The 26082-nt window shown below is 67.3% G+C and carries 22 protein-coding genes; 11 read left to right on the forward strand and 11 right to left on the reverse strand.

The window, feature by feature from the left end; all coding sequences use genetic code 11:
* Positions 1-33: 33 nt before the first annotated feature.
* Both NV2_RS04290 and NV2_RS04295 read right to left on the reverse strand, forming a co-directional pair.
* Entirely contained in the window at positions 34-3837 is a 3804-nt protein-coding gene (locus NV2_RS04290) for an AAA family ATPase (protein WP_067869662.1), read from the reverse strand.
* 16 nt (positions 3838-3853) lie between these two features.
* The gene (locus NV2_RS04295; RefSeq protein WP_067869664.1) at positions 3854-5035 is read right to left on the reverse strand and encodes an exonuclease SbcCD subunit D; all 1182 of its coding nucleotides are present in this window, start codon (positions 5033-5035) and stop codon (positions 3854-3856) included.
* Between the two features lie 348 nt (positions 5036-5383).
* On the opposite strand from NV2_RS04295, the gene NV2_RS04300 reads away from it, so the two are divergent.
* Together NV2_RS04300 and NV2_RS04305 are read left to right on the forward strand one after the other, a co-directional pair.
* Positions 5384-6520, forward strand: a complete 1137-nt coding sequence (locus NV2_RS04300) for a DNA recombination protein RmuC (RefSeq protein ID WP_067869668.1) — start codon at positions 5384-5386, stop codon at positions 6518-6520.
* A 57-nt stretch (positions 6521-6577) separates the two neighbouring features.
* Positions 6578-7534, forward strand: coding sequence for a DUF6542 domain-containing protein (locus tag NV2_RS04305; protein ID WP_084473861.1), 957 nt, complete (start codon positions 6578-6580; stop codon positions 7532-7534).
* Positions 7535-7687: 153 nt separating this feature from the next.
* Here the strand turns inward: NV2_RS04305 and NV2_RS04310 are convergent, their stop codons facing one another.
* Positions 7688-8692: a 4-hydroxy-3-methylbut-2-enyl diphosphate reductase gene (locus NV2_RS04310; protein ID WP_067870307.1), complete on the reverse strand. Its 1005-nt coding sequence runs from the start codon at positions 8690-8692 to the stop codon at positions 7688-7690.
* 112 nt (positions 8693-8804) lie between these two features.
* On the opposite strand from NV2_RS04310, the gene NV2_RS04315 reads away from it, so the two are divergent.
* From NV2_RS04315 to NV2_RS04330, 4 genes are all read left to right on the forward strand, one after another.
* Positions 8805-9557, forward strand: coding sequence for a lipid droplet-associated protein (locus NV2_RS04315; protein ID WP_067869674.1), 753 nt, complete (start codon positions 8805-8807; stop codon positions 9555-9557).
* 98 nt (positions 9558-9655) lie between these two features.
* Positions 9656-10897 carry an exodeoxyribonuclease VII large subunit gene (xseA, locus tag NV2_RS04320; RefSeq protein ID WP_245662462.1) on the forward strand — a complete coding sequence of 414 codons (1242 nt, stop codon included), beginning with the start codon at positions 9656-9658 and terminating at the stop codon, positions 10895-10897.
* Positions 10884-11114: an exodeoxyribonuclease VII small subunit gene (locus tag NV2_RS04325; RefSeq protein WP_067869680.1), complete on the forward strand. Its 231-nt coding sequence runs from the start codon at positions 10884-10886 to the stop codon at positions 11112-11114. Before xseA ends, NV2_RS04325 begins: the two co-directional genes overlap by 14 nt.
* A gap of 2 nt (positions 11115-11116) precedes the next feature.
* On the forward strand, positions 11117-11461 hold the full coding sequence (locus NV2_RS04330; protein ID WP_067869683.1) for a VOC family protein: 345 nt from the start codon (positions 11117-11119) through the stop codon (positions 11459-11461).
* Between the two features lie 13 nt (positions 11462-11474).
* Here NV2_RS04330 and NV2_RS04335 read toward each other — a convergent pair whose 3' ends face one another.
* On the reverse strand, positions 11475-12098 hold the full coding sequence (locus NV2_RS04335; protein ID WP_245662436.1) for a DUF4245 domain-containing protein: 624 nt from the start codon (positions 12096-12098) through the stop codon (positions 11475-11477).
* 108 nt (positions 12099-12206) lie between these two features.
* Between NV2_RS04335 and glpX the strand changes: the two genes are divergently transcribed.
* A complete protein-coding gene (gene glpX / locus NV2_RS04340) occupies positions 12207-13253 on the forward strand; it encodes a class II fructose-bisphosphatase (protein WP_067869686.1) in 1047 nt (348 codons plus the stop codon).
* 85 nt (positions 13254-13338) lie between these two features.
* Here the strand turns inward: glpX and NV2_RS04345 are convergent, their stop codons facing one another.
* Together NV2_RS04345 and NV2_RS04350 are read right to left on the reverse strand one after the other, a co-directional pair.
* Entirely contained in the window at positions 13339-14466 is a 1128-nt protein-coding gene (locus NV2_RS04345) for an enolase C-terminal domain-like protein (RefSeq protein ID WP_067869689.1), read from the reverse strand.
* Between the two features lie 169 nt (positions 14467-14635).
* Positions 14636-15247, reverse strand: coding sequence for an MspA family porin (locus tag NV2_RS04350; protein ID WP_168436055.1), 612 nt, complete (start codon positions 15245-15247; stop codon positions 14636-14638).
* 179 nt (positions 15248-15426) lie between these two features.
* On the opposite strand from NV2_RS04350, the gene NV2_RS04355 reads away from it, so the two are divergent.
* Positions 15427-16833, forward strand: a complete 1407-nt coding sequence (locus NV2_RS04355; RefSeq protein WP_067869694.1) for a class II fumarate hydratase — start codon at positions 15427-15429, stop codon at positions 16831-16833.
* Between the two features lie 313 nt (positions 16834-17146).
* On the opposite strand, the gene NV2_RS04360 is transcribed toward NV2_RS04355, so the two are convergent.
* Positions 17147-18331, reverse strand: coding sequence for an FAD-dependent monooxygenase (locus tag NV2_RS04360; protein ID WP_067870311.1), 1185 nt, complete (start codon positions 18329-18331; stop codon positions 17147-17149).
* A gap of 130 nt (positions 18332-18461) precedes the next feature.
* Here NV2_RS04360 and NV2_RS04365 point away from each other — a divergent pair, with 130 nt between their 5' ends.
* Positions 18462-19196: a TetR/AcrR family transcriptional regulator gene (locus tag NV2_RS04365; protein ID WP_067869697.1), complete on the forward strand. Its 735-nt coding sequence runs from the start codon at positions 18462-18464 to the stop codon at positions 19194-19196.
* A gap of 40 nt (positions 19197-19236) precedes the next feature.
* Positions 19237-19680: a limonene-1,2-epoxide hydrolase family protein gene (locus NV2_RS04370; protein WP_067869700.1), complete on the forward strand. Its 444-nt coding sequence runs from the start codon at positions 19237-19239 to the stop codon at positions 19678-19680.
* Positions 19681-19900: 220 nt separating this feature from the next.
* Here NV2_RS04370 and NV2_RS04375 read toward each other — a convergent pair whose 3' ends face one another.
* Both NV2_RS04375 and phoH2 read right to left on the reverse strand, forming a co-directional pair.
* Positions 19901-20497 carry an LGFP repeat-containing protein gene (locus NV2_RS04375; protein ID WP_245662437.1) on the reverse strand — a complete coding sequence of 199 codons (597 nt, stop codon included), beginning with the start codon at positions 20495-20497 and terminating at the stop codon, positions 19901-19903.
* Between the two features lie 200 nt (positions 20498-20697).
* Positions 20698-22077 (reverse strand): RNA 5'-3' helicase PhoH2, encoded by a 1380-nt coding sequence (phoH2, locus tag NV2_RS04380; RefSeq protein WP_174550548.1) that lies wholly within the window; start codon positions 22075-22077, stop codon positions 20698-20700.
* A 297-nt stretch (positions 22078-22374) separates the two neighbouring features.
* On the opposite strand from phoH2, the gene NV2_RS04385 reads away from it, so the two are divergent.
* On the forward strand, positions 22375-22647 hold the full coding sequence (locus NV2_RS04385) for a hypothetical protein (RefSeq protein WP_067869703.1): 273 nt from the start codon (positions 22375-22377) through the stop codon (positions 22645-22647).
* Positions 22648-22863: 216 nt separating this feature from the next.
* Here NV2_RS04385 and glyA read toward each other — a convergent pair whose 3' ends face one another.
* Positions 22864-24162: a serine hydroxymethyltransferase gene (glyA, locus tag NV2_RS04390; protein WP_067869706.1), complete on the reverse strand. Its 1299-nt coding sequence runs from the start codon at positions 24160-24162 to the stop codon at positions 22864-22866.
* 715 nt (positions 24163-24877) lie between these two features.
* Positions 24878-26074 (reverse strand): hypothetical protein, encoded by a 1197-nt coding sequence (locus tag NV2_RS04395; protein ID WP_067869709.1) that lies wholly within the window; start codon positions 26072-26074, stop codon positions 24878-24880.
* Positions 26075-26082 lie beyond the last annotated feature (8 nt).

Raw genomic sequence — 26082 nt, forward strand, 5'->3', positions numbered from 1 at the left:
ACGGTGCGGCCGTTGCCGATCCAGGGACACCGATCAGACGACGATGGTCCGGAGCCGCGAACCCGTCGGCTCCCGGATCACGTGCAGCCGGCTGGGGATACGCTGGCGCATCTCGTCGACATGGCTCACCACACCGACAACCCTTCCCCTGGAACGCAGTTCGTCCAGTACACCCATGACGGCGTCGAGAGTGTCGGCGTCGAGGCTGCCGAACCCCTCGTCGATGAACAGGGTGTCGAGCATCAGACCGCCGGACTCGGCCGCAACAACATCGGCCAACCCGAGTGCGAGCGACAGCGACGCCATGAAGGTTTCGCCGCCGGACAGGGTTTTCGCGGGACGAATCGCACCGGTGTAGTCGTCGCGGATATCCAGGCCGAGACCGCCCCGGCGGCCACGCGGGCCGGCAGCATCGGAATGGACGAATTCGTAACGGCCTCCCGACATCCGGCGCAACCGTGCCGACCCGGCGACCGCCACTTCCTCCAGCCGCGCCGCGAGCACATAGGAACGCAACGACATGTGCCGGTTGTTCTCGCCACGGCCCGCCACCACCTGGGCCAGCCCCTCCAGTTCGAGATGGGCGCGCTGCATCGGGGCGATGCGGTCCGCCGCCGACCAGAGCTGGCCGGCCAACTCCTCGAGTTGATCGACGCGACGAGTGCATTCGGCGTGCGCCGCGACCGCGGCGTCCAACGCCCGGCGAGCCTGCACGACCGCATCCTCTAGCGCCGGGAGATCGACCGGAGGTGCCGCCGCAGCGGCACGGACCTCGGGTTCGTCCAGGACTGCCTCGGCATGGGCCCGCCGCCGATCCGCGGCGACCAGTTCTGTTTCGATGTCGGCCTGCCGTTGGGATGACAGGGTTGCTGCGGCAACGGCTTTCGCATAGGCGGCCAGCACAGCGGTATCGGGCGCGGTGCGCTCACGATCCCGGATCCCTGCCACCGAATCCGCCACATTCGCGGCGGAATCCCGCAGCCCGGTCGTGGCGCCGGATGCACCGACAGCCGGTTCGTCCGGACCGGAGTGCGTACCGCGCGCAGCGACCGTGCCATTCGGACCGGAAACAGCGCCGTGCGGGCTCGACGCAGCACCGCCCGGACCGGTCGGTGAGTCTCCTGCCGTCAGTCCCGCGGCACGGGCCGCGTGTTCGACCCGGCGGGCGAAATCGGCGAACTGATCCTCGGCGCCGGCCGCTTCGACGCGGGCGGCGAGCAGCTCCCCCGCATCGGCGATGAGCGCTTCCAGCCGGGTACGGCGGCGTTCGACCGTGAGATCGGCGCCCGCGGCGGCGCGCACCCGCTCGGTGAGTTCGGCGAGGCGCCGGTCGGTGGACACGATCCGCTCCTGCACCGCGGTGCCGCGGCCCTCCAGATCACGCCGGCGGGTATTCAGGTCGGTCTCCCGGGCCCGTAACCGCGTGAGCTCGGCGGCCGACTCGTCCGCCGTTTCGGCCCGGGTACGCGCTGCCCGTACCCGTTCCGCGGCCGCGGTGAGCGAGGCGGCGAGTTCGGCGCGATCACCGTCACCGCCACGTTCGACGAGTAGTTCGATCCGGCGCTCCAGATCCGTGCGGTGGGCCAGGGCCCGGTCACGCCGGGTCTCCGCCGCACGTTCCGCATGCACCGCCCGCTCTTCATCGGCTTTCGCGACCGTCACCTCGGCGGGGTGCGCCGGAGCCGGATGTTCGGCGGAGCCGCACACCCCACACGGCTGCCCCTCGACCAGCCCGCCCGCCAGTTCGGCCGCCATTCCCGCCAGGCGACGCTCCCGGATGTCGAGGGTGCGTTCACGAGCATCGGTATGTGCCGCCCGAGCCTGCTCGAATTCTGCTGTCGCGGTGGTCAATTCCTCCCGCTGACGCACCAGCTCCACCGCAGCCTCGGCGGCGGCGCTCAGATCGGCGCGTTCGCGTTCCCAGCCCGGTAGCGCCGCCTTCGCGTCGGCGGCCTCCCGCAGCGCCGCCTCCGCTGCTTCGATCGCCCCCGGCAGCTGCTCACGCTCGTCCGACAGCTGCGCCAACTCTTCGGTGATCTTCGCGGAATCCGAACGCAGACCGGCTAATTCGCTCGACAGTCGGCCGACGGCCTCAGCGTCGGCACGGACCGCCTCGAGCGAGCCGATCTGCGCGGACCAGCGCTGCACGGCCACATCCATCCCGCGCGGAGCCGACAGGTGCTCCGCACTCGTGGACCGGGACAAATCCGGCGAGTCGCTCCGGTCCGGGTCCGGGCACGAATCGGCCAGGAGCGACGCTCCAACGGTATGCGGGGATTCCGACGACTGCCGCTGCTCCCGGTTCGCCGAACGATTGGAAGCCCACCTCCCCTGCGCGCCCTGCGGAGCACCTGCGCCCGGGGCCGAATCCGGGCCGGTGTCGCGCCGCGCCCCGGCGACCAGGTCCAGCGAGAACAACTCCAGGGCAGCTGATTCGTCCGCGGACGCACCCTCTTCGACGCCTTCGGAGGCGTTCCCGGGCAGCGGCGAGCTCCCCCCGGACACAGCCGCCCGAGTACCCGCCGGAGCGTCGGTCGGAGCCGAGGCCCCGATCGTCGCCCCGTCCACAACCTCGGCATCCCCATCGGGGGTACCGGCTGCACCGGCAGGTCCCGCGCCGCCGCCGTTCCCGGCGTCACCGCCGACACCGTCCCGGCAGCCGTCGTCGCACGCCCCCACCTCGTCGACCCCTGGCAGCGCCGACAACTCTTCGGCCAAGTCGGTGTCCCGCAACTCGCCGGAAGCCAGATCCGCTGCTGCCCAACGGGTTCCGGGAAGCTCCGCACTCTCCGGTTCCAGCACCGCCGCCGCCAGCCGCTCGGCGCAGTCCCGCACCGACTCGGTGCGCCGCCGCAACGTCGCCGCAGCCGCACGCGCCTCGTCCAGCGCCGACGCCACCGGTTCGACCCGGCGCGACCGCTCCAGATCTGCCTGAACACGTTCCCGATCCGTTGCCGTGGCGGTGTACTCGTCGAGCTGCCGGCGCGCGAGGACACCACGCTCACGATGCTCCCGGATGCGCCGCTGTTCCTCGGCGGCGGCGAGCTGCCGCGTCGAATCGCGGCGGCAGCGCGCCAACTCCGCCTCCGCCTGGGACGCGGCGGCACGCGCCTGCGTCAGCAACCGTTCCGACCATTCGACCGCATCCTGCGAATCGACCGTCTCCGCCTGCCCCAGGCCTGCCGTGACCGCCACCTGCCCGATCAGCCGGTCGACACCGCCGAGGTGAGTGTCCAACCGCGCGGCACTGTCCCGGCGGCGCTGCTGCAGCCACGCCTCCGCGGCGCCGAAACGAGCCGTATCGAACAGGCGCTCGAGCAACTTCTCGCGCTCCTCGTTGTCCGAACGCAGGAAACGCGCGAAATCCCCCTGCGGCAACAACACCACCTGAAAGAACTGATCGGCGCTCATCCCCAGCAACCGACCCACCTCGTCGCCGATATCGGGAATCCGGGACAAATTCTGCCCCCGCCCGTCCAGCCACTCCAACGTCGCCGACGCCTGCTGCAACAGCGTCCCCGTGCCACGCTTCTTCGGTCGCTCGAACTCCGGCGACCGGATCAATCGCAACCGCCGACCGCCCAGCGTCGCCTCCAGCACCACCCGTGGTGGCGTCTGCGGGTCGGCGTGATCGGAGTGCAACCGCTTGCTCTCCCCGCGCGCCCCCGGCACCCGGCCGTACAAGGCGAAAGCGATCGCGTCCAGCACCGTCGTCTTGCCCGCACCGGTATGTCCGTGCAGCAGAAACAAGCCGTCACCACCGAGTTCGTCGAAATTCACCCGGGTAGTCGCGGCGAACGGGCCGAACGCCGTCAACTCCAGCCGATGCAACTTCATGCCGCCACCGCACCACTCATGCCGAAACCTCCCCGGCACGGGCCGATCCGGCTGTGGCTTCCGCCTCCGGCTCGCGCCGCGCCACCGACAACGCCTGCTCCATCAAAGCCATCTCACTCGGTGTGGGCTCACCACGCACATCCGAGAGAAAACTACGCGCGATCTCGCCATCACCGCGCCCACGCACCCGCTCCCGATACCGCAGCGGCGTATCCGCATCCGGGCGGGACCATTCCACATGCACCGCATGCGGAAACCGCTCCCGCAACTTACGGAGCGCATCCACCGGACGCGCGTGATCGGTCAGTACCGCGGACACGTAATCGTCGCATGCCTCGGCATACTCGGCGCCCGACAACAATTCCGCCAGCTCACCGTGCAACTGCGTCAAACCACGCACCTGCGGCAATTCGTGGCGCTGCACCGATACCAGACCGTCCGCGTCCAGATCCACCATCCACACCGCCTTGCGATGCGAGCGCTCCCCGAACGAATACGGCAACGGCGAACCCGAATACCGCACCGACTCCGACAAGGTCTGCGGTGAATGCAAATGCCCCAGCGCAACATAATCCACACCGTCGAACACGCTCAACGACACCGTCTCCACCCCGCCCACCGCGATCGAACGCTCCGACCCCGTCGTCTCCCCACCGACCACGAACGCATGCGCCAACACCACCGACCGAGCCCCCGCACGCATGTCCTGATCAGCACGAATACGCGCCAACGCCGCATCCAGAATCTCCGCATGCGAACGCGCCTGCGGCACATCCAGATCCACTCGGGTGATCTCCGGCTCCAGATACGGGATCCCGTAGAACGCCACCGGACCGTACTCGTCCGACAACACCACCGGACGATCCAGATCCGCCACCGACGTACGCAGATGCAACCCCCCAGCGGCGGCGAAACTGCCCAGCGCCCCCAACCGCGTCGGCGAATCATGATTGCCCGAAGTGGCGACGATCACCGCACCCGCCGCACGAATCGCCTCGAACCCGCTGTTGCACACCGCTATCGCATCCGCACTCGGAATCGAGCGGTCGTACACGTCACCGGGAACGACAACCACGTCCACCTGGTGTTCCGCCACCAGATCCGCAATGGACTGCAGGACACGCGCCTGGTCGGAGAGCAGGTCCACGCCATGGAAGGTACGACCGATGTGCCAATCCGAGGTGTGCAGCATCCGCATGGGGTAGAACGCTAAGCGATCCCACCGACAGTGTTTGATTTGCCTCCGCTTCGCTGCTGTATTTTTGGCCTCCGCTTCGCTGCGGCGGGGTTTCGGCCCCCTGGGCCTCGATTTTTCACTCCTCCGGTCGGTCGCTTCGCTCCCTCCCTCCGTCGCTCCAAAATCGAGGCGGGCCGAAACCCTTGGATAGGAGCATTCTCGGGGAGCTGTGCCTCGAATGGTTCGGGCGTGGCAGGTGTGTTTCTGGCTGTAGGGGCGGTGGCTTGTGGGGAGCTCGCTGTGCACCGCACGCTGGGGAGTTGCCGGGGTCGGTGAACTTGTCGGTGGTGTAGGGCACTATCTGGGGCTATGACCGCTTCGATGCTGTTTGCGTTGTTGTTGGCGTTCTGCGCGGGAGGGGCGCTCGGGTGGCTGGCGCATGCCTCCCGGGCGGGGCAGCGTACTGCTGCTGCCGAGGCCGAGCTCGCGGCGTTACGGGGGAACGAGGAGCTGGTCCGGCAGTCGCTGGGGGCGGTGAGCGCGGATGCGGCGCGGCACAATTCGCAGGCCATCGGGACTCTGGTCGCGCCACTGCACGACGCGCTGGGCACCCTGAACCAGCACATTCAGCAGGTCGAGCACAATCGCATCAACGCGTACTCGGGTCTTCGTGAGCAGGTCGCGGGCATGCAGCAGCTCTCCCAGCAGTTGTCCGCGCAGACCGGTCAGCTCGTCTCCGCACTGCGCGCACCGCAGGTGCGCGGGCGGTGGGGTGAAATCCAGCTGGAACGAGTCGTCGAGCTGGCCGGCATGACCCGGCACTGCGACTTCGACACCCAGGTCACCGCGAACGGCCGCAACGGCACCATTCGCCCGGACCTGGTGGTGCGGCTGGCCGGTGGTCGGCAACTGGTGGTCGACGCCAAGGTTCCGTTGACCGCATATCTCGACGCCACCTCCGAGACCGATCCGCGCCGGCGCACCGAACAGCTGGCCCGGCATGCCAAACACCTGCGCGGCCATATCGATCAGCTCTCCGGCAAGGCCTATTGGGAAGCGTTCGATCCCGGTCCCGAGTTCGTGGTGCTGTTCATCCCCGGCGATCCGTTCCTGGACGCCGCACTGACAGCCGATTCCGGGCTTCTCGAATACGCTTTCGGCCGCAATGTGATCCTCGCAACTCCCACCACACTCATCGCATTACTGCGAACCGTCGCGTTCGGCTGGCGACAGGAAGCACTGTCACATGACATGGCAACGATTCAGCAATTGGGGCGGGAGCTGTACAACCGGTTGTCGACGGCGGGTAACCATCTCGACAAGCTCGGCACTCAACTCGGCAAGGCCGTCGACTCTTTCAACCACTCGGTGGCGTCGATCGAGTCCCGGGTGATGGTCACCGCGCGGCGTCTGCACGATCTGGATATCGGCGACCGCGCGGTCCCGGCAATTGCTCCCGTGCAATCGTGGCCACGGGCAGTAGGCTTCTCGGACACCAACGAGTAAACCTTCCCGCGCCCGGCCTCGACGCATGTTCCGGCCGCGGCAGATAGTGTGCTTTACGTGGCAGCTACCCAACGCGAGCGATCCGATGTACCCGCATCGCACCTCTCGATCATCCCTACGGTGCCCGGCGTGCCCGCCGGCGCCGCGGTATTGATCGCGGTCGCGTGCACTTTCATCGGATTCTTCTTCGACTCCGGGAACAGCGGCAAGGAGCTGACCCATGTGTTCGCCGCGTTCTACATCATCGGATGTCTGATCGCAGCGTGCGTGGTGCGCTACCGCGGCCTGTTCACGACCATGGTGGCACCGCCCATCCTGCTGTTCGTCGGCGTCCCGATGGCCTACTGGCAGCTCACCGGACACAGCTCGACCTCGGTGAAGGACATCCTGCTGAACCTGGCCATCCCGCTGGTCAACCGCTTCCCGACCATGGCGCTGGCCACCGTGCTGGTCCTACTCGTCGGCGCGCTGCGGGTATGGCTGTACCGCAACGGGGATTCCGCGCCGCGCCCGGCGCGCGAACGCCGCAGAGCGAGCGACAGCTGGAATCCGCGCGCCGCGATGGCCGCCCGCACCCGCCGCGGCGCCGGCGACACCGCAGCCGCCGACACGCTGCGCCGTAATTCCCGCGACCGCAAGCGGCGCCCGGAAACCGCCGCCCGCGCCGAGACGGCGAAACGGGCCGCCACCACCAAACGGGCCGAGGGTGCCAAACGAGCCCAGGCCGCCAAACGCGGCGGCGCCCGCAAGCCCCAGCGGGCCGCACCTCCCGAAGCCGAACCCGGCCGCCCGGCACGGCGGAGCGGAAAGCCTGCCGCCGAACGGCCGCAGAAGGTTCCTGCCGGGGCCCCCCATCCACGAACCACGGACCGCGCCACGCCCGAACGCAGGCGCGCGGCCGCCGCGGAGCCGAAGCCGCGCCGGGGCCGTCCCCAGCCCCAGGGCGACGTTCCACCGCACCCGCGGCCGAATGTGCGCTACCGGGACCGCGATTCCGGACGCGTCGAACGCTGATCCCGGCGCCGGCTCGCGCACTGCTCGCAGCGCGTGAGCCGACCCGGGCAGTGCACGCAGCGGCCCGCTCCCGAAAATCCCCACGCCAACAAGATCGTTTCGGCGCGCGGTGATGTTACGTTGCGGCGTAATACTTTTCGCGCGACCCGGAGGTCAGCGGCGCGCAGACGCGGTGCGCAGCTCGCGGGGCAGCGCGAACACCAGGGTCTCGTTGGCGGTGGTCACCGGCTGCACCTCGCCGTAACCGTGCTCGGCGAGCAGATCCAGCACACCACGCACCAGGATCTCCGGCACCGATGCGCCCGAGGTGATGCCGACCGTGGTGACACCGGACAGCCAGTCCGGGTCCACCTCGCGGGCGTAATCGACCAGATGCGCCGCGCGGGCGCCCGCGTTCAGCGCGACTTCCACCAGGCGTACCGAGTTGGACGAGTTCCGCGAGCCCACCACGATCACCAGATCGCATTCCGGGGCCATCGCCTTCACCGCGACCTGACGGTTCTGGGTGGCGTAGCAGATGTCGTCACTGGGCGGATCCTGCAGTTTCGGGAAGCGCTCCCGCAGCCGCTGCACCGTCTCCATCGTCTCGTCCACCGACAGGGTGGTCTGCGACAACCAGATGACCTTGTTCTCGTCGCGTACGTGCACATCGTCGACGGCGGCGGGGCCGTCCACCAGCTGCACATGTTCGGGTGCCTCACCGGAGGTTCCCTCGACCTCCTCGTGGCCCTCGTGGCCGATGAGCAGGATGTCGAAGTCGTCGCGGGCGAAGCGCTTGGCTTCCTGATGCACCTTCGTCACGAGCGGACAGGTGGCGTCGATGGTGTGCAGGCTGCGCGCGGCAGCGGCTTCGTGCACCGCCGGCGAGACACCGTGCGCGGAGAACACGAGTACGGCGCCCTCGGGCACCTCGTCGGTTTCGTCGACGAAGACCACGCCGCGGTCGCGCAGCGTCTCCACCACGTGCCGGTTGTGCACGATCTCCTTGCGCACGTAGATCGGCGCACCGTGCTTCTCCAGCGTGCGTTCCACTGTCTCCACCGCGCGGTCCACGCCCGCGCAGTAGCCACGGGGTTCGGCGAGCAGCACCCGCTTGCCCGCACCGGCCGAATCGGCGGACCGGGCGATTCCGACATTCAGGGGGATAGCCGAAGACATGTCCACAGCTTACGTGCGCGAGCCGCGAACGACAGCCGCGCCCGCGCGCGGAAGAATGACAGATGTGAACTCTGTTCTTTGCATCACCGGCCGTTTCGGGCAGGCTAGGGACATGTTTCGACCTCCCTACCTGGCCCGGGTCGCCGCTGGGGCCGCCGTTTACGCGCTCGAGGAAACCCGCCGGTTACCCGGTGCGGCACTCCATCTGCCGATCACCGCGATCAGCCAGCTGTTGCAGACCTCCATGCATCTGCAGCAGTTCGTGACCAGCCTCGCTCTCAAGGGTGACGAGGTCTTCGAGCGGCTGGGCAGCCGTCCCGAGGAGCAACCGGCCTGGGCGACCTTCGACGAGGATCTCGACGACGAGCAACCGTTCGGCAGTTCCGGTTTCGGTGCCGGCTTCACCGCCCGGGGCGCGGAGTTCGACGGTCGGCTCAGCCCGTTCGATCTGTACGGCGCCACCACCGAAGCCCCGGTCGCACCGGATTCGGTCGCGCCCGGCACCGACAACGGGTATGTCACATCTCACGGCGCGACCTCGGTCACCGGGGAGTCCGGTACGGCCGGTTTCCCGACGCCGAAAGCGCCCGATATGCCCGCGCCGGCTACGTCCACGGCCGACATCCCCGCGCCCGTGGACGCAGCCGATCCGGAGGCCGGCCGGCCCGAGCAGGGAGTTGTCGAACCCGAGGTTGCCGGTCGCTACGACTACGCGAACATGACGCTGGCCCAGTTGCGCGCACGGCTGCGGATGCTGAGCGTCGAAGAGCTGGCCGCGCTGCTGGACTACGAGCAGCGGACCTTGGACCGCGCACCGTTCGTGACGATGCTGACGAACCGGATCGCCACCGTGCAGGCCAAGTGAGCGAATCACGCGCCGATGCGCCGGTAGCCGGGGGCCGAGCCGCCGGGGATTCGGCGCGGTCCGCCAACTCCGCGGAACAGCCGTGGCCGGTACGCAGTATCGCGATGAAGGTCGCGCAGTGGATCGACCGGCTCGGCAGCGTGTGGGTGGAAGGGCAGATCACCCAGATCAATGCCCGCCCCGGCACCCGGACCGCATTTCTGGTGCTGCGTGATACCGCGGCCGACATGTCGCTGACGGTCACCTGCGATCCGCAACTGCTGCGCGCGGCCGCGGTACCGCTGCAGGAGGGCAGCCGTGTCGTCGTCTACGGCAAGCTGACCTACTTCACCGGCCGCGGCACACTGTCGCTGCGCGTCACCGAGATTCGCCCGGTCGGTATCGGCGAGCTGCTGGCCCGAATCGAACGCCTGAAGGCGCTGCTCTCGGCGGAGGGCCTGTTCGATCCGCGACTCAAGCGCCCGATTCCCTTTCTCCCCAAGGTGATCGGCCTGATCACCGGCCGGGCGAGCGCCGCCGAACACGATGTCGTGACGGTCGCTCAACAGCGTTGGCCTGCCGTGCGTTTCGAGATCCGCAATACCGCGGTCCAGGGCGCGAATGCGGTGCCGCAGATGCTGGACGCCCTCGCCGAGCTCGACGAGCACCCCGAGGTCGAGGTGATCGTGCTGGCGCGCGGCGGTGGCAGTGTCGAGGATCTGCTGCCGTTCTCCGACGAAACCCTGTGCCGGGCCATCGTTTCCGCCACTACTCCGATCGTGAGCGCGGTCGGTCACGAGCCGGACAATCCGCTCTCGGACTATGTCGCGGATCTGCGCGCGGCAACACCTACCGACGCCGCCAAGCGTCTGGTGCCCGATGCCGCCGCCGAATTGGCGGGAGTGCGCGAGCTGCGCGCCCGGTCGGCCGCGGCCCTGCGTGGCTGGGTCGATCGCGAGGCCCACGCGCTGCGGCAGTTGCGTTCACGGCCGGTGCTGGCCGAACCACTGCGGCTGCTCGAGCAACGGCACGACGAGATCGAACGGCAACGTAACTCCGCGCGCCGCGCCATCGAGCACACCCTGACGGCCGAGGCCACCACGACGCGCCACCTGCGCGAGAAATTGACCGCCGTCGGCCCGGCCGCCACCCTGGCCCGCGGTTACGCCGTCGTACAGCGGGTGACGGGCACCGAGCGCCATGTGGTGCGCACGGTCGCCGATTCACCACCGGGCACCCAGTTGCGCATCCGGGTCGCCGACGGCGCGGTGACGGCCGCGGCCCTGGGCAGCCAGGCATTGGCCAACCCGATTCCCGATACCGACGACCAGGAGAACAGGAGCAGCCATGACGGAGAGTGAAGTCGCCGAAATCGCGACCTTCGGCTACGAACGCGCCCGCGACGAACTGGTCAACGTCGTCAAGATGCTGGAACAGGGCGGGATGGATCTCGACGATTCGCTGGCGCTGTGGGAACGCGGCGAGGCGCTGGCCGCGCGCTGCGAGGACCACCTCGCGGGTGCCCGCCGACGTGTCGAGGACGCGCTGGCCCGGCACGGGGACGGTGACCGGGAGTGACCATGGAGATCAATCGCATCGTCCCCGATCTGCGTGTCGCCGATATGGAACGCGCTCGCGCCTTCTACCGGGCTCTGGGGCTGGAGGAGGTGATGGATCTGGGCTGGGCGGTGACCCTCGCCTCGCCGAGCAACCCGAGCGCGCAGGTCATGCTGTTCGGTGCGAATGCCGAGGATCCACAGCCCGATATGAGCGTCGAGGTCGCCGATGTGGATGCCGCGCACGAGACGATGGTCGCCGCCGGGGCGGAGATCGTCTACGCCCTGCGCGACGAGCCCTGGGGTGTCCGGCGCTTCTTCGTCCGCGACCCGGACGGCACGGTGGTCAACGTGGTGATGCACCGCTGACCACGGCGGTGACTCAGGGCTGCAGCGGCTGGGCGGCATCGACCGCCGCGGCGAGCGTTTGGTACGAGCCGTCGCCGGCTGCGCCCTTGAGCAGCACGCGGCTGCTGCCGAAGTCCGCGATCCAGGCCGGCTCACTGTCGGCGACGTGGTAGACGGTCCATTTCTGGGTACCGACCATGCGTTCCCCGGAGGGACTGCGGGTGTCGACTACATGCTTGGCCAGTGCGCTCTCGCTGGCGTCGGTCTGGCTGAGCTGCAGGTAGGTGCCGTTGGAGGTGATGTAGCCGACCGTGCTGATCTTGCCGCCGCTCTGGCCCACGATGGTGTCGCGGCTCCCGGAGTTGGGCTGCCAGTCGGCCGGTACGGCGGGATCGCGGATCGGGAACCGCATCACATCGGCGTCGTCGTGCAGTGCGGACTGCACATCGAAGGTGGGGACCTTGCCCGGTGTGGGGCCGTCCGCGGAGAAGGTGCATTGGCTGGCCACCGCGGCCAGCACCACACAGATCAGCAACAGCGGGATCAACGACCAGATCAGATCCCGGTAGTCGTTCATGATGCGTGGTTTCTGCGACACGTCCCAAGTATCCATGCGGCCCCCGCGCCGCCGGTCCCCGGGCTGCGAGGCGGTCGTCACACCCGCTCCTACCGGCGCGGACAGGTGTGGAACAGCAGTACCTGATCTACCGATCCGGGCGTTCTGCGACAATTCACGCAGCAAAGTACAACTCGAGGAGGCACCGTCATGACGGCATCCACACCCGCTACCAGCCGCCGCCGCGAGGCCCCGGACCGCAACCTCGCATTGGAGTTGGTCCGGGTGACCGAGGCCGGCGCGATGGCCGCGGGCCGCTGGGTCGGCCGTGGTGACAAGGAAGGCGGTGACGGCGCGGCCGTCGACGCGATGCGTCAACTGGTGGCGACGGTCTCGATGTCGGGCATCGTCGTGATCGGCGAGGGCGAGAAGGACGAAGCCCCGATGCTCTACAACGGCGAGGCCGTGGGCGACGGGACCGGCCCCGAGGTCGATTTCGCGGTCGATCCGATCGACGGCACCACCCTGATGTCGAAGGGTTCCTCCGGCGCTATCTCGGTGCTGGCGGTGGCCGAGCGCGGCGCCATGTTCGACCCGTCCGCGGTGTTCTACATGGAGAAGATCGCGGTCGGCCCGGACGCTGCCGATGTGATCGACCTGTCGGCGCCGATCGCCGAGAATCTGCGCCGGGTGGCCAAGGTCAAGAACTCGCTGGTCTCGGACCTGACGGTATGTGTGCTCGACCGTTCCCGCCACGCCCGCCACATCCAGGAGGTGCGTGACGCCGGCGCCCGCATCCGCCTGATCTCCGACGGCGATGTGGCCGGTGCGATCGCCTGCGCCCGCCCCGATTCGGGTACCGACATGCTGGTCGGTATCGGTGGCACCCCCGAGGGCATCATCGCGGCGGCCGCGCTGCGTTGTATGGGCGGTGCGCTGCAGGGCAAGCTGGCGCCGAAGGACGACGAGGAGAAGCAGAAGGCGATCGACGCCGGCCACGACCTCGATCGCATCCTCGGCACCGAGGATCTGGTCTCCGGTGAGAACGTCTTCTTCTCCGCGACCGGCGTCACCGACGGCGACCTGCTCAAGGGCGTGCGCTACTACAGCGGTGGCGCGTCCACCCAGTCGATCGTGATGCGGTCCAAGTCCGGCACCGTGCGGATCGTCGACGCCTACCATCGGCTCACCAAGCTGCACGAGTACGCCTCGGTCGACTTCGTCGGCGACGAGGACGCGGTGCCGCCGCTGCCCTGAGCGGACACCTCATCGAACACGCGGCCGTCGCGCCCGCACCACTCGCGGGGGCGACGGCCGGCTCTCGTCTTGCGGCCGCCGCCGCTCAGGAAGGATGCGAGCTCGCCGCCACCCGGTACCGGTCGAGGGCGCGCGGATCGAATTCCAGCCCGTGACCCGGCCGGTCCCGATCCGGCCGCAGAGCCCCGGCGTGCGGGCGCAGCACTCCGTCGAAGGCCATGTTCTCGATCCGGACGTGGTCGTGGAAGTACTCGAGATGGCGCAGATGCCAGATCGCGGTGCCGACGTGTGCGCTGACCTGCGGCGCGCAGTGCAGGGACAGATCGAGCCCGCGCGCATCGCACAGCGCGGCCACCCGCAGCACTCCGCTGATACCGAGGCAGCGGGTCACATCGGCCTGCAGGCAGTCGACCGCCTCCGCATCGAGCATGGCTTGGAAGTAGGGCAGGTGGTAGCCGTATTCACCGGCGGCGATGTCGAGTCCACCTGGTCCGTGCTCACGCAGGTGCCGTAGACCGGCGAGATCGTCGGAGCTGACCGGTTCCTCGAGCCAGCGCACCCCCTGGTCGCCGAAGTACTGCGCCCACCACAGCGCCTGTTTGCGGGTGTAGGCGCCGTTGGCGTCGACGAACAGTTCCACCTGGTCGCCGATGGCGGAGCGGGCGGCGGCGAGGCGGCCGATATCGGCGTCGGGATCGCGGCCCACCTTCATCTTGACCCGCGGAACCCCGGCCGCGGCCCAGCCGCTCAGTTGGTCGGCGAGTTGCGTGTTGTCGTAGGAGGTGAATCCGCCGCTGCCGTAGATCGGGGTGGCGTCGTGAATCGCGCCGACGGTCCGGCTGAGGGGTTCGTCGAGCAGGCGGGCGCGCAGATCCCACAGGGCGATGTCGACCGCCGAGATCGCCTCGGCAACCAAGCCCGGTTTGCCGAGATTCCGGACGGCGTGCTGCATCGCGGACCAGGACGCCGCGGGGGTCGAGGCTTCGCGACCGATCACCGCGTCCGCGAGTTTTCCTCCGACGATCGTCACCGCGGCGGGGCCCGCGTAGGTATAGCCGATTCCGGTGCGACCACCCGCCGCGGCCGTGACGATGACGAGGGTGGTCGACTCCCATGCCAAAGTGCCGTCGGATTCGGGCGCGTCGGTGGGGATCGTGTACGCCACCGACTGCAGTGAGTCGATCGGGATGCTGGTCCCACTGGAGAGGGTCACGGGGTCGTGCTACCCGGCTCTGCTGTGCTCATGCGGACCTTTTCCCGCTCCGGTGCGACGGGCAGCCGCCCGGCACACTGACATTCACCCGCACGAGAGAGCGGCGCCGCAGCAAATTCTTCGCATTCGGCGCCGCCCTGAAATTCGGACGATTGTCAGATCTCGGTCGTCAAATCCACAACGGATCGCCGTAGACGACTCCGATGTCGTCGAGGCTGTCGGTGTGCAACTGCATGAGCGTGTACTGACGCACCACCGCCGGGCCGATGCACCCGTTGACGACCAGATGAATGTCACGCATCATGATCCGCGCCGGCACTCCCGACACGACTTCCTTCGTCAAGAGCGGCACGTCGCTCACACTGCCCGGCCCGACGTTGATCGATACCACCGGGCCGATATCTTCCTGGTCCAGCAGTCCCGGGTTGAGATACGCGTTGGGCCCCACCCCGACGTTGCCTCCCTGCAGTTCAACCGCACAGCCGACGTGATAGCCGACCGCCAGCGTGCCGCCGCTCGGCGCGTCCGAACGGGTATAGGAGCTACCCGAGATGAACACTTCACGCACGGTGCCCGAGGCGTTCAACGGCGGCACCTTGTTGATCGACTCACCCTCGCTCCCGACGACGAATGTCGGACCGTCCGGTGAAGCGAAAGTCTTTTCGTGCGGAGGCATCGGAACGACCTCGGCGGCCGCGGACTGCGCGGACATCACCGGTATCGCGAGGGCCGCGGCTGACAACGCGCACGACAGAACACATCTGGCGAGGCTGGATGGCATGGAGGGATCGTAGCCCGATATTCCTGACATTCAGCAATTTCGGGGCTATTTGTGCCGTCACGGCGGCGCCGGAACGAATCGACCGGCGCGGCGAGCGCCGATATTCCCGTCCACTCCTGTGCGAAAAGCCTCAGGCATGGTCGCGCACCCGACCCGCACACAGGCTTAGTGTCGATGGTATGAGCGACGACCAGACGCAGTACCGCATCGAACACGACACCATGGGCGAGGTCCGCGTTCCGGTGAACGCGCTGTGGCGGGCACAGACACAACGTGCCGTCGAGAACTTTCCGATCAGCGGTCGCGGGCTGGAGCGGGCCCAGATCCGGGCGCTGGGCCTGCTCAAGGCCGCCTGTGCCGCGGTGAACCGGGATCTCGGCCTGCTGGACGAAGTGAAGGCCGACGCGATCATCGCCGCCGCGAACGAGATCGCCGAAGGGCGCCACGACGACCAGTTCCCGATCGACGTCTTCCAGACCGGCTCGGGCACCAGCTCCAATATGAACGCCAACGAGGTGATCGCCAGTCTGGCCGCCGCGCGAGGCGTCACCGTGCACCCCAACGACGACGTCAATATGTCGCAGTCCTCGAACGACACCTTCCCCACCGCTACTCATCTGGCCGCCACCGAGGCCGTGGTGCGAGAACTACTGCCGGCGCTGGACCATCTGCGCCTGCGCCTGCTGGACAAGGCCGACGAGTGGCGCACCGTGGTGAAGTCGGGACGCACCCATCTCATGGATGCCGTCCCGGTGACGCTCGGCCAGGAGTTCAGCGGCTACACCCGCCAGGCGGAGGCGGCCTCCGAACGCCTGGTCGCCGCGCTGCCCCGGCTGGGCGAGCTGCCGATCGGCGGCACCGCGGTCGGCACCGGACTCAACGCACCCGCCGGATTCGGGGCGAAAGTCGTTGCGGAACTGCGTAAAACGACGGGCCTGGACGAGCTGTCCGAGGCCCGCAATCACTTCGAGGCACAGGCCGCACGCGACGGATTGGTGGAGATCTCGGGATCGCTGCGCACCATCGCGGTCAGCCTCACCAAGATCGCCAACGATATCCGCTGGATGGGCTCGGGCCCGTTGACCGGACTGGCCGAAATTCAGCTACCGGATCTGCAGCCGGGCTCCTCGATCATGCCCGGCAAGGTCAATCCGGTACTGCCCGAGGCCGTCACTCAGGTCGCAGCCCAGGTGATCGGCAACGACGCCGCCGTCGCCTGGGGTGGCGGCGGCGGGGCATTCGAATTGAATGTCTACATTCCGGTAATGGCCCGGAATGTACTGGAATCTATTCGACTGCTGGCCAATGTCTCCCGGCTTTTCGCCGACAAATGCATATCAGGACTCACTGCCGATACCGAGCATTTGCGGCTGCTCGCGGAATCCTCCCCGTCCATCGTCACGCCGTTGAATTCGGCCATCGGATACGAGGAAGCCGCCGCCGTGGCGAAACAGGCGTTGCGGGAGAAGAAGACCATTCGCGAAACCGTGGTGGATCGCGGGTTGATCGGGGACAAGTTGTCGGAGGAAGAATTGGATCGCCGGCTGGATGTGTTGTCGATGACCAAGGTCGACGATCAGGACTGACAGCTGAAGTATGCCGAATCCGGCAGCTGCCCAGGTCTAGGTACACGCCGGGCTTCAGCTGCCGGATTCCTGCAGGTACGCGCCGAGTTCACGGGGCACGACCGATTACTGTGCGATGGATCTGCAATCACCCTCAGAAGAGGAACCTGAAGATGTCGCGAACCCAGCTTATAACCATGTCAAAGCCGTCGGTGATCATTTGCTCGTCCTTTCTTCGGGGCTCCGCATCGTTGCGGGCTCTACTTGTCAATCGTACGTATGCCGTGGGATGTTTCACAGTCGATCGACCACAGCAATAACTCGTATGACCAGTTTATGAATTGACCAGCATCGGATAATCCCGCAGCTCGATATCGTTGGCCGCATTGTCGCCGTACTTCAGCATGAGCCCCCACATCCACGACCCCACGAACCAATTGCGCATGCGAATACCGCGCGCCTTCCGCGGAGCGAGGAAACGGCCGGCATTGGTATTCCCGGCGATCGTGGCGTACCGCTTCATCAACGCGTCGTAACGGGCATAGGCGGCCGCGTAGTCGCCCCCGGCCAGGGCCAGCTCGCCCGCGAGCACGTAGGCGCCCACGATCGCGAGGCCGGTCCCGAAGCCGCCCATCGTGTTTCCGTACGCGGAGTCACCGACCAGCGCGATCCGGCCCCTGGTGTACCCACCCTTCATCCGGACCTGACCGAGCGAGTCCAGATAGAACGAGTCGAGGTCGGCCAGCTCGCGCACCATCTCGGGCACCGGCCCACCCACGCCGGCGAAGGCGTCGGTGAGGATGCGCCGCTGCGCGGCTTCGTCACGCCGGTCGTAGCGGAGCTCGTCGGAGGCGAACATGTACAGGTGCGCGGCCTTGTTGCCGCCCCGGACCGCCAGCCGACCGGGCTCGTTGTAAGCCAGCGACCGCCCGCGCTGCACCGGTGCGGCCGGGTCGTGGCCCCATCCGGCCGCACCCGCGGTGCAGTAGTAGTAGCCCAGATGCTCGACGAAGTCGCCCTCGGGCCCGAAGGCCAGTCCGCGCACCCGGGAATGGATACCGTCGCAGCCGATGACCAGGTCGAAGGTTTGCGCCGGCGCGTGTTCGAATTCGACATCGACGCCGGTCGCGGTGTCGGTCAGCGCGGTGATCGAGTCGCCGAACAGGTAAGTGCAGGTCGACGCGGTGCGTTCGTACAGGATCTCGGCCAGGTCGCCACGCAGGATCTCGACATCACCACCGGTGAAATCGCCTGAGATGAAGCAGGTTTCACGACCTTCGGCATCGGTGATGACCATATCGGTCTTACCGGTCTGCCGACGCCGAACCTCGTCGAGGATCCCCATCCGCTCGAGCACCGTACGGTGCGTCTCCCCTTTGAAGTCGACCGCCTGGCCACCGGCTCGCAGTGCCGGCGCCCGCTCGACGACCGTGACATCGAAGCCGTAGTGCCGCAGCCAGTAGGCCAGCGCCGGACCGGCGACGCTCGCACCCGAGATGAGAACCGATGTGTTGCGCATGGCGCACTCCATTTCTTAACTGTGTCCATAGGACGCTATTTCTTTTAGCGTATGCTGGACGCAGTTTCAGGTCAAGCCCATGAGCAGAGTGGGCAGGCGTCGACGGGAGGTGACAGGAGAGGATGGCCATATGACCGCACCGACCGCCCTCGAACTGCTGTGGGGCACCCAGCAGCGCCCCAAACGCGGCCCCAAACCGTCGCTGTCACTGGAGCGAATCGTCACCGAGGCGATCGCACTGGCCGACACGGAAGGTTTGGGCAATGTGTCGATGCAACGCCTGGCCGAGCGGCTCGGCTGCGCGAAGATGGCGATCTACCGCTACGTTCCGGGAAAAACCGAGCTGACCGCACTGATGCTGGATACCGGAGTGGGACGGCCACCGGAGTTCACCGCCGCGGCCGGGTGGCGGCCCGCACTGCGCGAATGGGCCGAGACCATCTACGAGCGCTATCACGCCCATCCCTGGAGCATCGAACTACTGGCCGGCGCCCGCCCGTTGGGGCCCAACGAGCTGGGCTGGATGGAAGCGGCGCTCACCCCGCTGGCCGGGACCGGGCTGACCGGGGCCGAGCGGCTCGACACCGTGGTGCTGCTGAACGGGCACGTCCGCAGTCTGGTCCAGCAGACCATCGGGGTCGCCGGCTCCGATACCGAATCGGAGCTGGCCCGGCAGGTGGGCCTCGTCCTGGCCGACCGAGCCGAGCAGTTCCCACAGGTCATTGCCGCTTTTTCCGATTCCGACCCGACCGGCGGCCGCGGCGACGCGCTGCGCTACGGCATCGACCGCATCCTGGACGGTGTCGCCGCCTTGATGACCGCACGCCGCGACGGCGATACCGCCACATCGGAAACGACGGCCTGATCATCCCCCGTTGACGCCGCCACACGCCTACAGTCGGAATATGGCCGAATTACCGGAATTACAGCAGAACGCAGTGACCACGGTCCGCGAATTCTTCGCGGCGATGGAAGCAGGCGCGGTCAACGAGGCATTGGATCTGGTGGATCCGGATATCGTCTGGAAGAACACGTCGTTGCCGGATGTCCGGGGTTCACGCCGGGTCGGTGGAATCCTGCGCGGTCTGACGCGTGATTCATTCGGGTTCCGCGCCGAAATGCATCATATTGCCGCCGAAACCGATGGCGCCCCGGCGGTCGAGGGCGAGACGGTGCTCACCGAACGTACCGACTATCTGCGCATGGGTCCGCTGGAGATCGGTTTCTGGGTGTGCGGCACCTTCGAACTGGTCGACGGCCGCATCACGCTGTGGCACGACCACTTCAGCTGGGAGAACTTCCTGCGCGGCACGGCGTCGGGGCTGTGGAACATGGTCCGGCGGCGCTAGTACCGCGCCAACCGGAGTCTCGAACGCCGCGCACCGACGGCCCATATCCCACCCCACGGAGACTCCCGGAGGCCAGGTCGGCAAATCTTCGGCGATTCTCCGGTTCAGCACGAGCGCAACGGCGGCAATCGGCCACTGCTGCAGGTGTTCGCACCACATCAGCCACACAGCAGCGGCGGCGGGATCCGGATCGGATCCCGCCGCCGCGCTCGTCGTGGGTCTACTTCTTGGTCACCTCGGTCTGCCGATCGGCGGAATTCCAGGTGATCGTGCCGCCGGTGAAGTCGCTTTCCTTACCGTTCGGATTGTCCTTCTCGTCACTGGTCGGATAGCCGAGTTCACCGTTCACGCCGCCGTTCTCTTCCCAGGCCTGGCGGATATCGCCCCACACCACATGGGCCTCGGTCTGCTCACTCCAGCAGATCGCACCGCCGGTGAATTCCTGACAGGACCCGCCGTTGGGGCCCTCGACCGCAGCCGCGGTCGGCTCACCGAGCGGGCTCTGCACCCCACCCATCTCGTTGTACTTGGCGAGGATGTTGCCCGAGACGGCGATCTCCTCACCGCTCTGGGTCATGATCTTGGTTTCGGACGCCGCGGCGCTCCCCGAGGGCATCTCGCCGGAGGGCGACTCGCTGGGCTTCTCGGCGCCCGAGGTCATGGCACCGGTCATCTGGCCGGCGCTGGTGGCCATCCCGCCGGCGCCGTTGTTGTCATTGTTGTCGTCGCTGCTGCACGCGGCCGTGAACAGCAGCGCCGCACCGGCGAAAGCCATCGCGGTAGCGGCGGAGCGTCGAGCGAAGTGGTGCATGTCCATCCTCTCGAAGGTGAGACCGGTGGCGCCACAACTGCGACGCCACCGAGCCTCAGACCGGCGCACGGCTATGGTCTGGCGAACCCTAGCGCAACACCCGAAACCATGCCGAGCAGTGTTCTAGCGGAAATATACCCGCCACCCTGTGAGATGAACCATATTCCGAGAGTTTGCCAGGCCGCACGCCGCTCCACCTTCACCGATTAGGAGTTGGGTCCGTACTCCTCCAGCATCTCGGTGACCAGCGCGGCGATCGGTGAGCGCTCACTCCGGGTCAGCGTGACATGCGCGAAAAGCGGATGCCCCTTGAGCTTTTCGATCACCGCGGCGACCCCGTCGTGCCGGCCCACGCGCAGGTTGTCGCGCTGGGCGACGTCGTGGGTCAAGACCACCCGCGACCCGCTACCCAGCCGACTCAGCACGGTGAGCAACACATTGCGTTCCAGTGACTGAGCCTCGTCCACGATCACGAACGAATCGTGCAGTGACCGGCCACGAATGTGGGTGAGCGGCAATACCTCCAGCATGCCGCGCGCGTGCACCTCATCCATCACCTCGGCACTGGCCAGCCCCTCGAGCGTGTCGAACACCGCCTGCCCCCAGGGGCCCATCTTCTCGCTCTCGCTGCCCGGCAGATAGCCGAGATCCTGACCACCCACCGCGTACAACGGCCGGAACACCACGACCTTGCGATGAGACCGGCGCTCCAGCACCGCCTCCAGGCCCGCCGTGAGCGCCAGGGCGGACTTTCCGGTGCCGGCCTTACCACCGAGCGATACGATGCCGATGCTCTCGTCGAGCAGCAGATCCAGCGCGATGCGCTGCTCGGCCGAGCGGCCGTGCAAGCCGAAGGCCTCACGATCGCCGCGGACCAGCTGGACCTGCTTGTCGGCGGTGACCCGCGCCAGCGCGCTGCCGTTGGCGCTCAGCAGCCGGATACCGGTGTGGCAGGGCAGGTCCCGGGCCTCGTCGAGATCGATCACCGACTCGGCGTAGAGCCGGTCCACGCGCTCGGGAGCGACCTCGAGTTCGGCCATGCCGGTCCAGCCCGAGGTGACCACGTCCTGGGCGTGGTACTCCTCGGCCGGCAGGCCCACCGCGCCTGCCTTCACTCGTAGCGGAATATCCTTGGACACCAGCACCACTCGATGCCCCTCGGCGGCCAGATTGAGGGCACATGCCAGGATGCGGGAATCGTTGGTGTCGGTGCGGAACCCGACGGGAAGCACCTCGGGATCGGTGTGGTTCAGCTCCACCTGCAGAGTGCCACCGTCGGTGCCGATCGGAATCTGCTGATCGAGCCTGCCGTGCTGCAAGCGCAGGTCGTCGAGGTTGCGCAGGGCTTCGCGGGCAAACCAGCCGAGTTCGTGATGGTGCCGTTTGGCCTCCAGTTCGCTGATGACCACCAGCGGTAGGACCACGTGATTCGCACCGAACCGCGTCGTCGCCCAGGGGTCGGACAACAACACGGAGGTGTCGATCACGAAGGATTTGCGGGGCGAGGTGTCGGCTCCCTTTCCGGAGCCTCCGCTCTTGCCGGAGCGGGCTTTCGAGGGAGCGATGACGGAGCGTGCATCAGTCACGGTGGGCTCCTTTGTGTCCGTGCCGTATCCGCACGGACGTTCTCGCTGGGCCGGTTCGTCCCGGGGTCAAACGACCCGAGGGCCGGGAACCGGCCCCCTCGTACTGAATTTCTCAGCCACGATCAGGACCTCCCGTACGAACCACAACGACGCGGCTCGCACCTCGACGGTACTTCGATTTCGCGATTCCGGCTCCCGAGATCACCTGCGTGTCGATGAACAAGCCGTAAACGCCGACCGGTAGCTACCATTCAGCAACAGCCGACGGCAGGGGCACCGACGTCGTAGAGTCGGTGCATGAGCGATACCACGGAACTGGAGAAGTTGTCGTCGAAGGAGCTGCACGACCGCGCCGTCGGATACGCGGTGCGCCACGGCGATGTGAAATTCCTGTGGCGTCTGCTCGAGCAGATCCCCGCGGCCCAGGCCGCCGCCGGTGAGGTCGGTGAGAGCGAAGCCGAGATCAAGTACGTGGTGCCGCTACTCGACGATTATGTACACGCGGGTGAGGGCAAGATCGCCGACGTGCTGCGGCCGATGTATATCGACTACCTGCGCGGCCGGGACTGATTTCTGCCGCCGCGCGAATACGCCACGAGCGCACCCGAATTCGATACCCGGACCGAGTTCGGAAACTGTTCGACGGTGGATATCGGTCACGGCACCGAATTCGATCCAACGCGGAGAAACAACTCGGCCGATCGACGCCGGGAGGGCGTCGATCGGCCGGTGCCGAAAAACTCGAGTATCCGCGGGCGCCACTTGTCCGGGCGCCCGAAAAACCTGTCAGCCGAGGAGTTTCCAGTCTTCGAGGCCCTCGTAGAGCGGGAAGTCCTGGGCCAGCTTGGACACCCGGGCCCGCAGCGCGTCGAGGTCGGCGTTTCCGGCCAGTGCGGTGCCGATGATGTCGGCGACCTCGGTGAACTCGGTGTCACCGAACCCACGAGTGGCCAGCGCCGCGGTACCGATCCGCAGTCCCGAGGTGGTCATCGGCGGGCGAGGATCGAACGGGACCGCATTGCGGTTGACCGTGATCCCGACCTCGTGCAGCAGGTCCTCGCCCTGCTGGCCGTCCATCTGCGAATTCCGCAGGTCCACCAGCACCAGATGTACATCGGTGCCGCCGGTCAGCACGGTGACACCGTTACCGGCCACATCCGCACCGCCGAGCCGCTCGGCGAGAATCTTCGCACCGGAGATGGTGCGGGCCTGACGGTCCCGGAACTCGTCGGTCCCGGCGATCTTGAACGCGGCGGCCTTCGCGGCGATCACATGCATCAGCGGGCCACCCTGCTGACCGGGGAACACCGAGCTGTTGAGCTTCTTCGCGAACTCCTGGCGTGCCAGGATCACACCCGAGCGGGGGCCGCCCAGGGTCTTGTGCACCGTGGAGGACACCACATCGGCGTGCGGGACCGGCGACGGGTGTAGGCCCGCGGCGACCAGACCGGCGAAATGCGCCATATCGACCCACAGGTAAGCACCGACCTCGTCGGCGATCTGCCGGAACGCCGCGAAATCCAGATGCCGCGGATATGCCGACCAGCCGGCCACGATCACCTTCGGCCGCACTTCCCGTGCCTGCTCGGCGACCGCGTCCATATCGATGCGGTGGTCGTCCTTGCTGACCCCGTAGGCGTGGACCTCGTACAACTTGCCGGAGAAGTTCAGCCGCATGCCGTGGGTGAGGTGACCGCCGTGGGCCAGATCCAGGCCCAGCAGCTTCTCCCCCGGGCTCATCAGCGACATCAGGACCGCGGCGTTGGCCTGGGCGCCCGAATGCGGCTGCACGTTCGCGAACTCCGCCCCGAACAGCTCCCGCACCCGGTCCTTGGCCAGGTTCTCCACCACATCCACATGCTCACAACCGCCGTAGTAGCGGCGGCCCGGATACCCCTCGGCGTACTTGTTGGTCAGCACGCTGCCCTGGGCCTGCAGTACCGCGCGGGGCACGAAGTTCTCCGAAGCGATCATCTCGAGGGTGTCGCGCTCACGGGCGAGCTCGCCCGCCATCGCGGCAGCCAGCTCGGGATCGAGCTCCACAAGCGACTGGGTATTGACAGAAGCGGCGGTCGTCTGGGTCACGCGGACAGTCTATGTTGTGGCCCGAGACGCCCTGGAGGTGGCGGTACGCATATCCCGGCGGGGCCCCCGAAAATATCGGCCTGACACCGTCGCGGCACAGCCGTAACATACGCCCGACTATTCACGATGACGAGCACGTCATCATCTCATTACGAGAATTCAGGGGTTCATCACATGCTGTACTTCACTGCGGGCACGGGCAACTCGATCCAGGACATGCTCAGCACCATCCTGAAATCGCTGTGCACCATTTCCGGCGGCGGGGCGGGTTGCGGAGGCTGGGGAGCGTAGTACCGAACGGAAATTCCGGGCCGGATTCGCGATCAGAGCGCGAATCCGGCCCGTTTTCGATATGCCGTTCCTGCCGACCGAGCACGGGTACCGGTAACTCTGCGCCGATCGGGGCCGATTACCAGTACGAGCCGCACCTGCTGCGGCCCGATCCACCCCCGACCCCGAGGAATGCGCATGTTCGCACCACCCGGCAGCCCGATCGAAGCGTTGATGTTGTGGCTGCGCAACAGCCTGTGCACCCTGTCGGCCGACGTCCCCTGTCTCTACACCTGACGCGTCGGGTCATCCACCCACGAGGAGCGCCCCATGCAATTCACCTATCTCCCGGCCGACCCGGTCGAGGCCCTGCTGATGCGATTGCACAACATCGTGTGCAGCCTGTCCTCCGGCGGGCCCTGCATGATGCCGATGTGACCGGCGTTCACATCCGTCGCACCGCGGCCGGTGTCAGCGGTTCGTCGAGCAGCCGGCCGAAGCGGGCCACCCGTTCGCCGGCGTCCGCCGCTCGATCGAGCCAGCCGCCGAGCAACCGGTATCCCTCCACATAGGTGCTGATGTAGGCCCGCCACAGCGGCGAGGACAGAAATCGCAACGACTGCCGGGCACGCTCGGGTGTGGTCAGGCTCCAACGCTGCAGAAAGGCGGCGACCTCGTCGGCATCACGCCGACGGTCGTGCAGCAGCAGCGCCGCATCCTGGCGCACCCCCAGCAGTTTGCCGGACGCGGACGAAAGCTGTTGAGCACGTTGTCCGTCGAAGCGCAGCCCCAGATCGGCGTAGATTTCCTGCGCCCAGACTCCCCAATCGGGGCCCACGATCGACTTCAGGGCCAGATCGGCCAGGCCCTCCGCCATCAGGCATTGCGGAGTGTTCACGACGAACAGGGTCTGTTCGTCCTGGCCTGCGGCGACCAGCCCGGCCTCCTTCCGGCAGTGCTCGGTGTGGTGTCCCGGATACGCCTCGTGTGCGATCAAGGCGGGCAATTGCGCCATATGTTGTTTCAGGTCGGAGTTGATCGCCACCCGGGACCGGTAATTGCCCAGGTAGTAGTTGAAACCCGACCACGGCTTGTCACCGACGATCTCGTATTCGACGCGCTCGTGATCCGGTAGCGGATACCGTTCGCGCACCAGTTCACGCAATGCTCCGGAAAAGGCGTTCACACAGTCGGTCAATCGTTCCGGTGCGATCTCGTCTGCGCGGCGATGAGCGGTCATCCGGTCGAGCAGCGTCCCCTCCCCCGCGAGCACCTCGTCCAGCTGCCGGTGCGCGTCGTGATAGTCCTCGACGTCGCCGAGTTCGATATCGACGTCGAAGTATGCCCGGACCTCGTCGACGAACGAGATGTCGTCGCCGGCGAATTTCCGTCCCGAACATTCGAGTGCGCGCAGATGCGCGGCGATGAATTCGGTGCGCTGTGCACCGAGCCCGGCCTCCGGCAGTTCCCCCAGCAGTGCGGCCGCCCGGGTGGCGAGCTCGCGCGGCTGCGGCGCCGGCGCGGACTCGACCGCCTGCCGGAGCGTCGGGTCGCCGGTGTAGGCGTCGACGAAACCGGGCTCGAGGCGATCGAACGCCAGTCCCAGGCGCAGATATTCGGTGACGAGCGGATGCGCTTGCATGACATCCG

This window comes from Nocardia vermiculata NBRC 100427 (assembly GCF_001613265.1).
GTDB lineage: Bacteria > Actinomycetota > Actinomycetes > Mycobacteriales > Mycobacteriaceae > Nocardia > Nocardia vermiculata.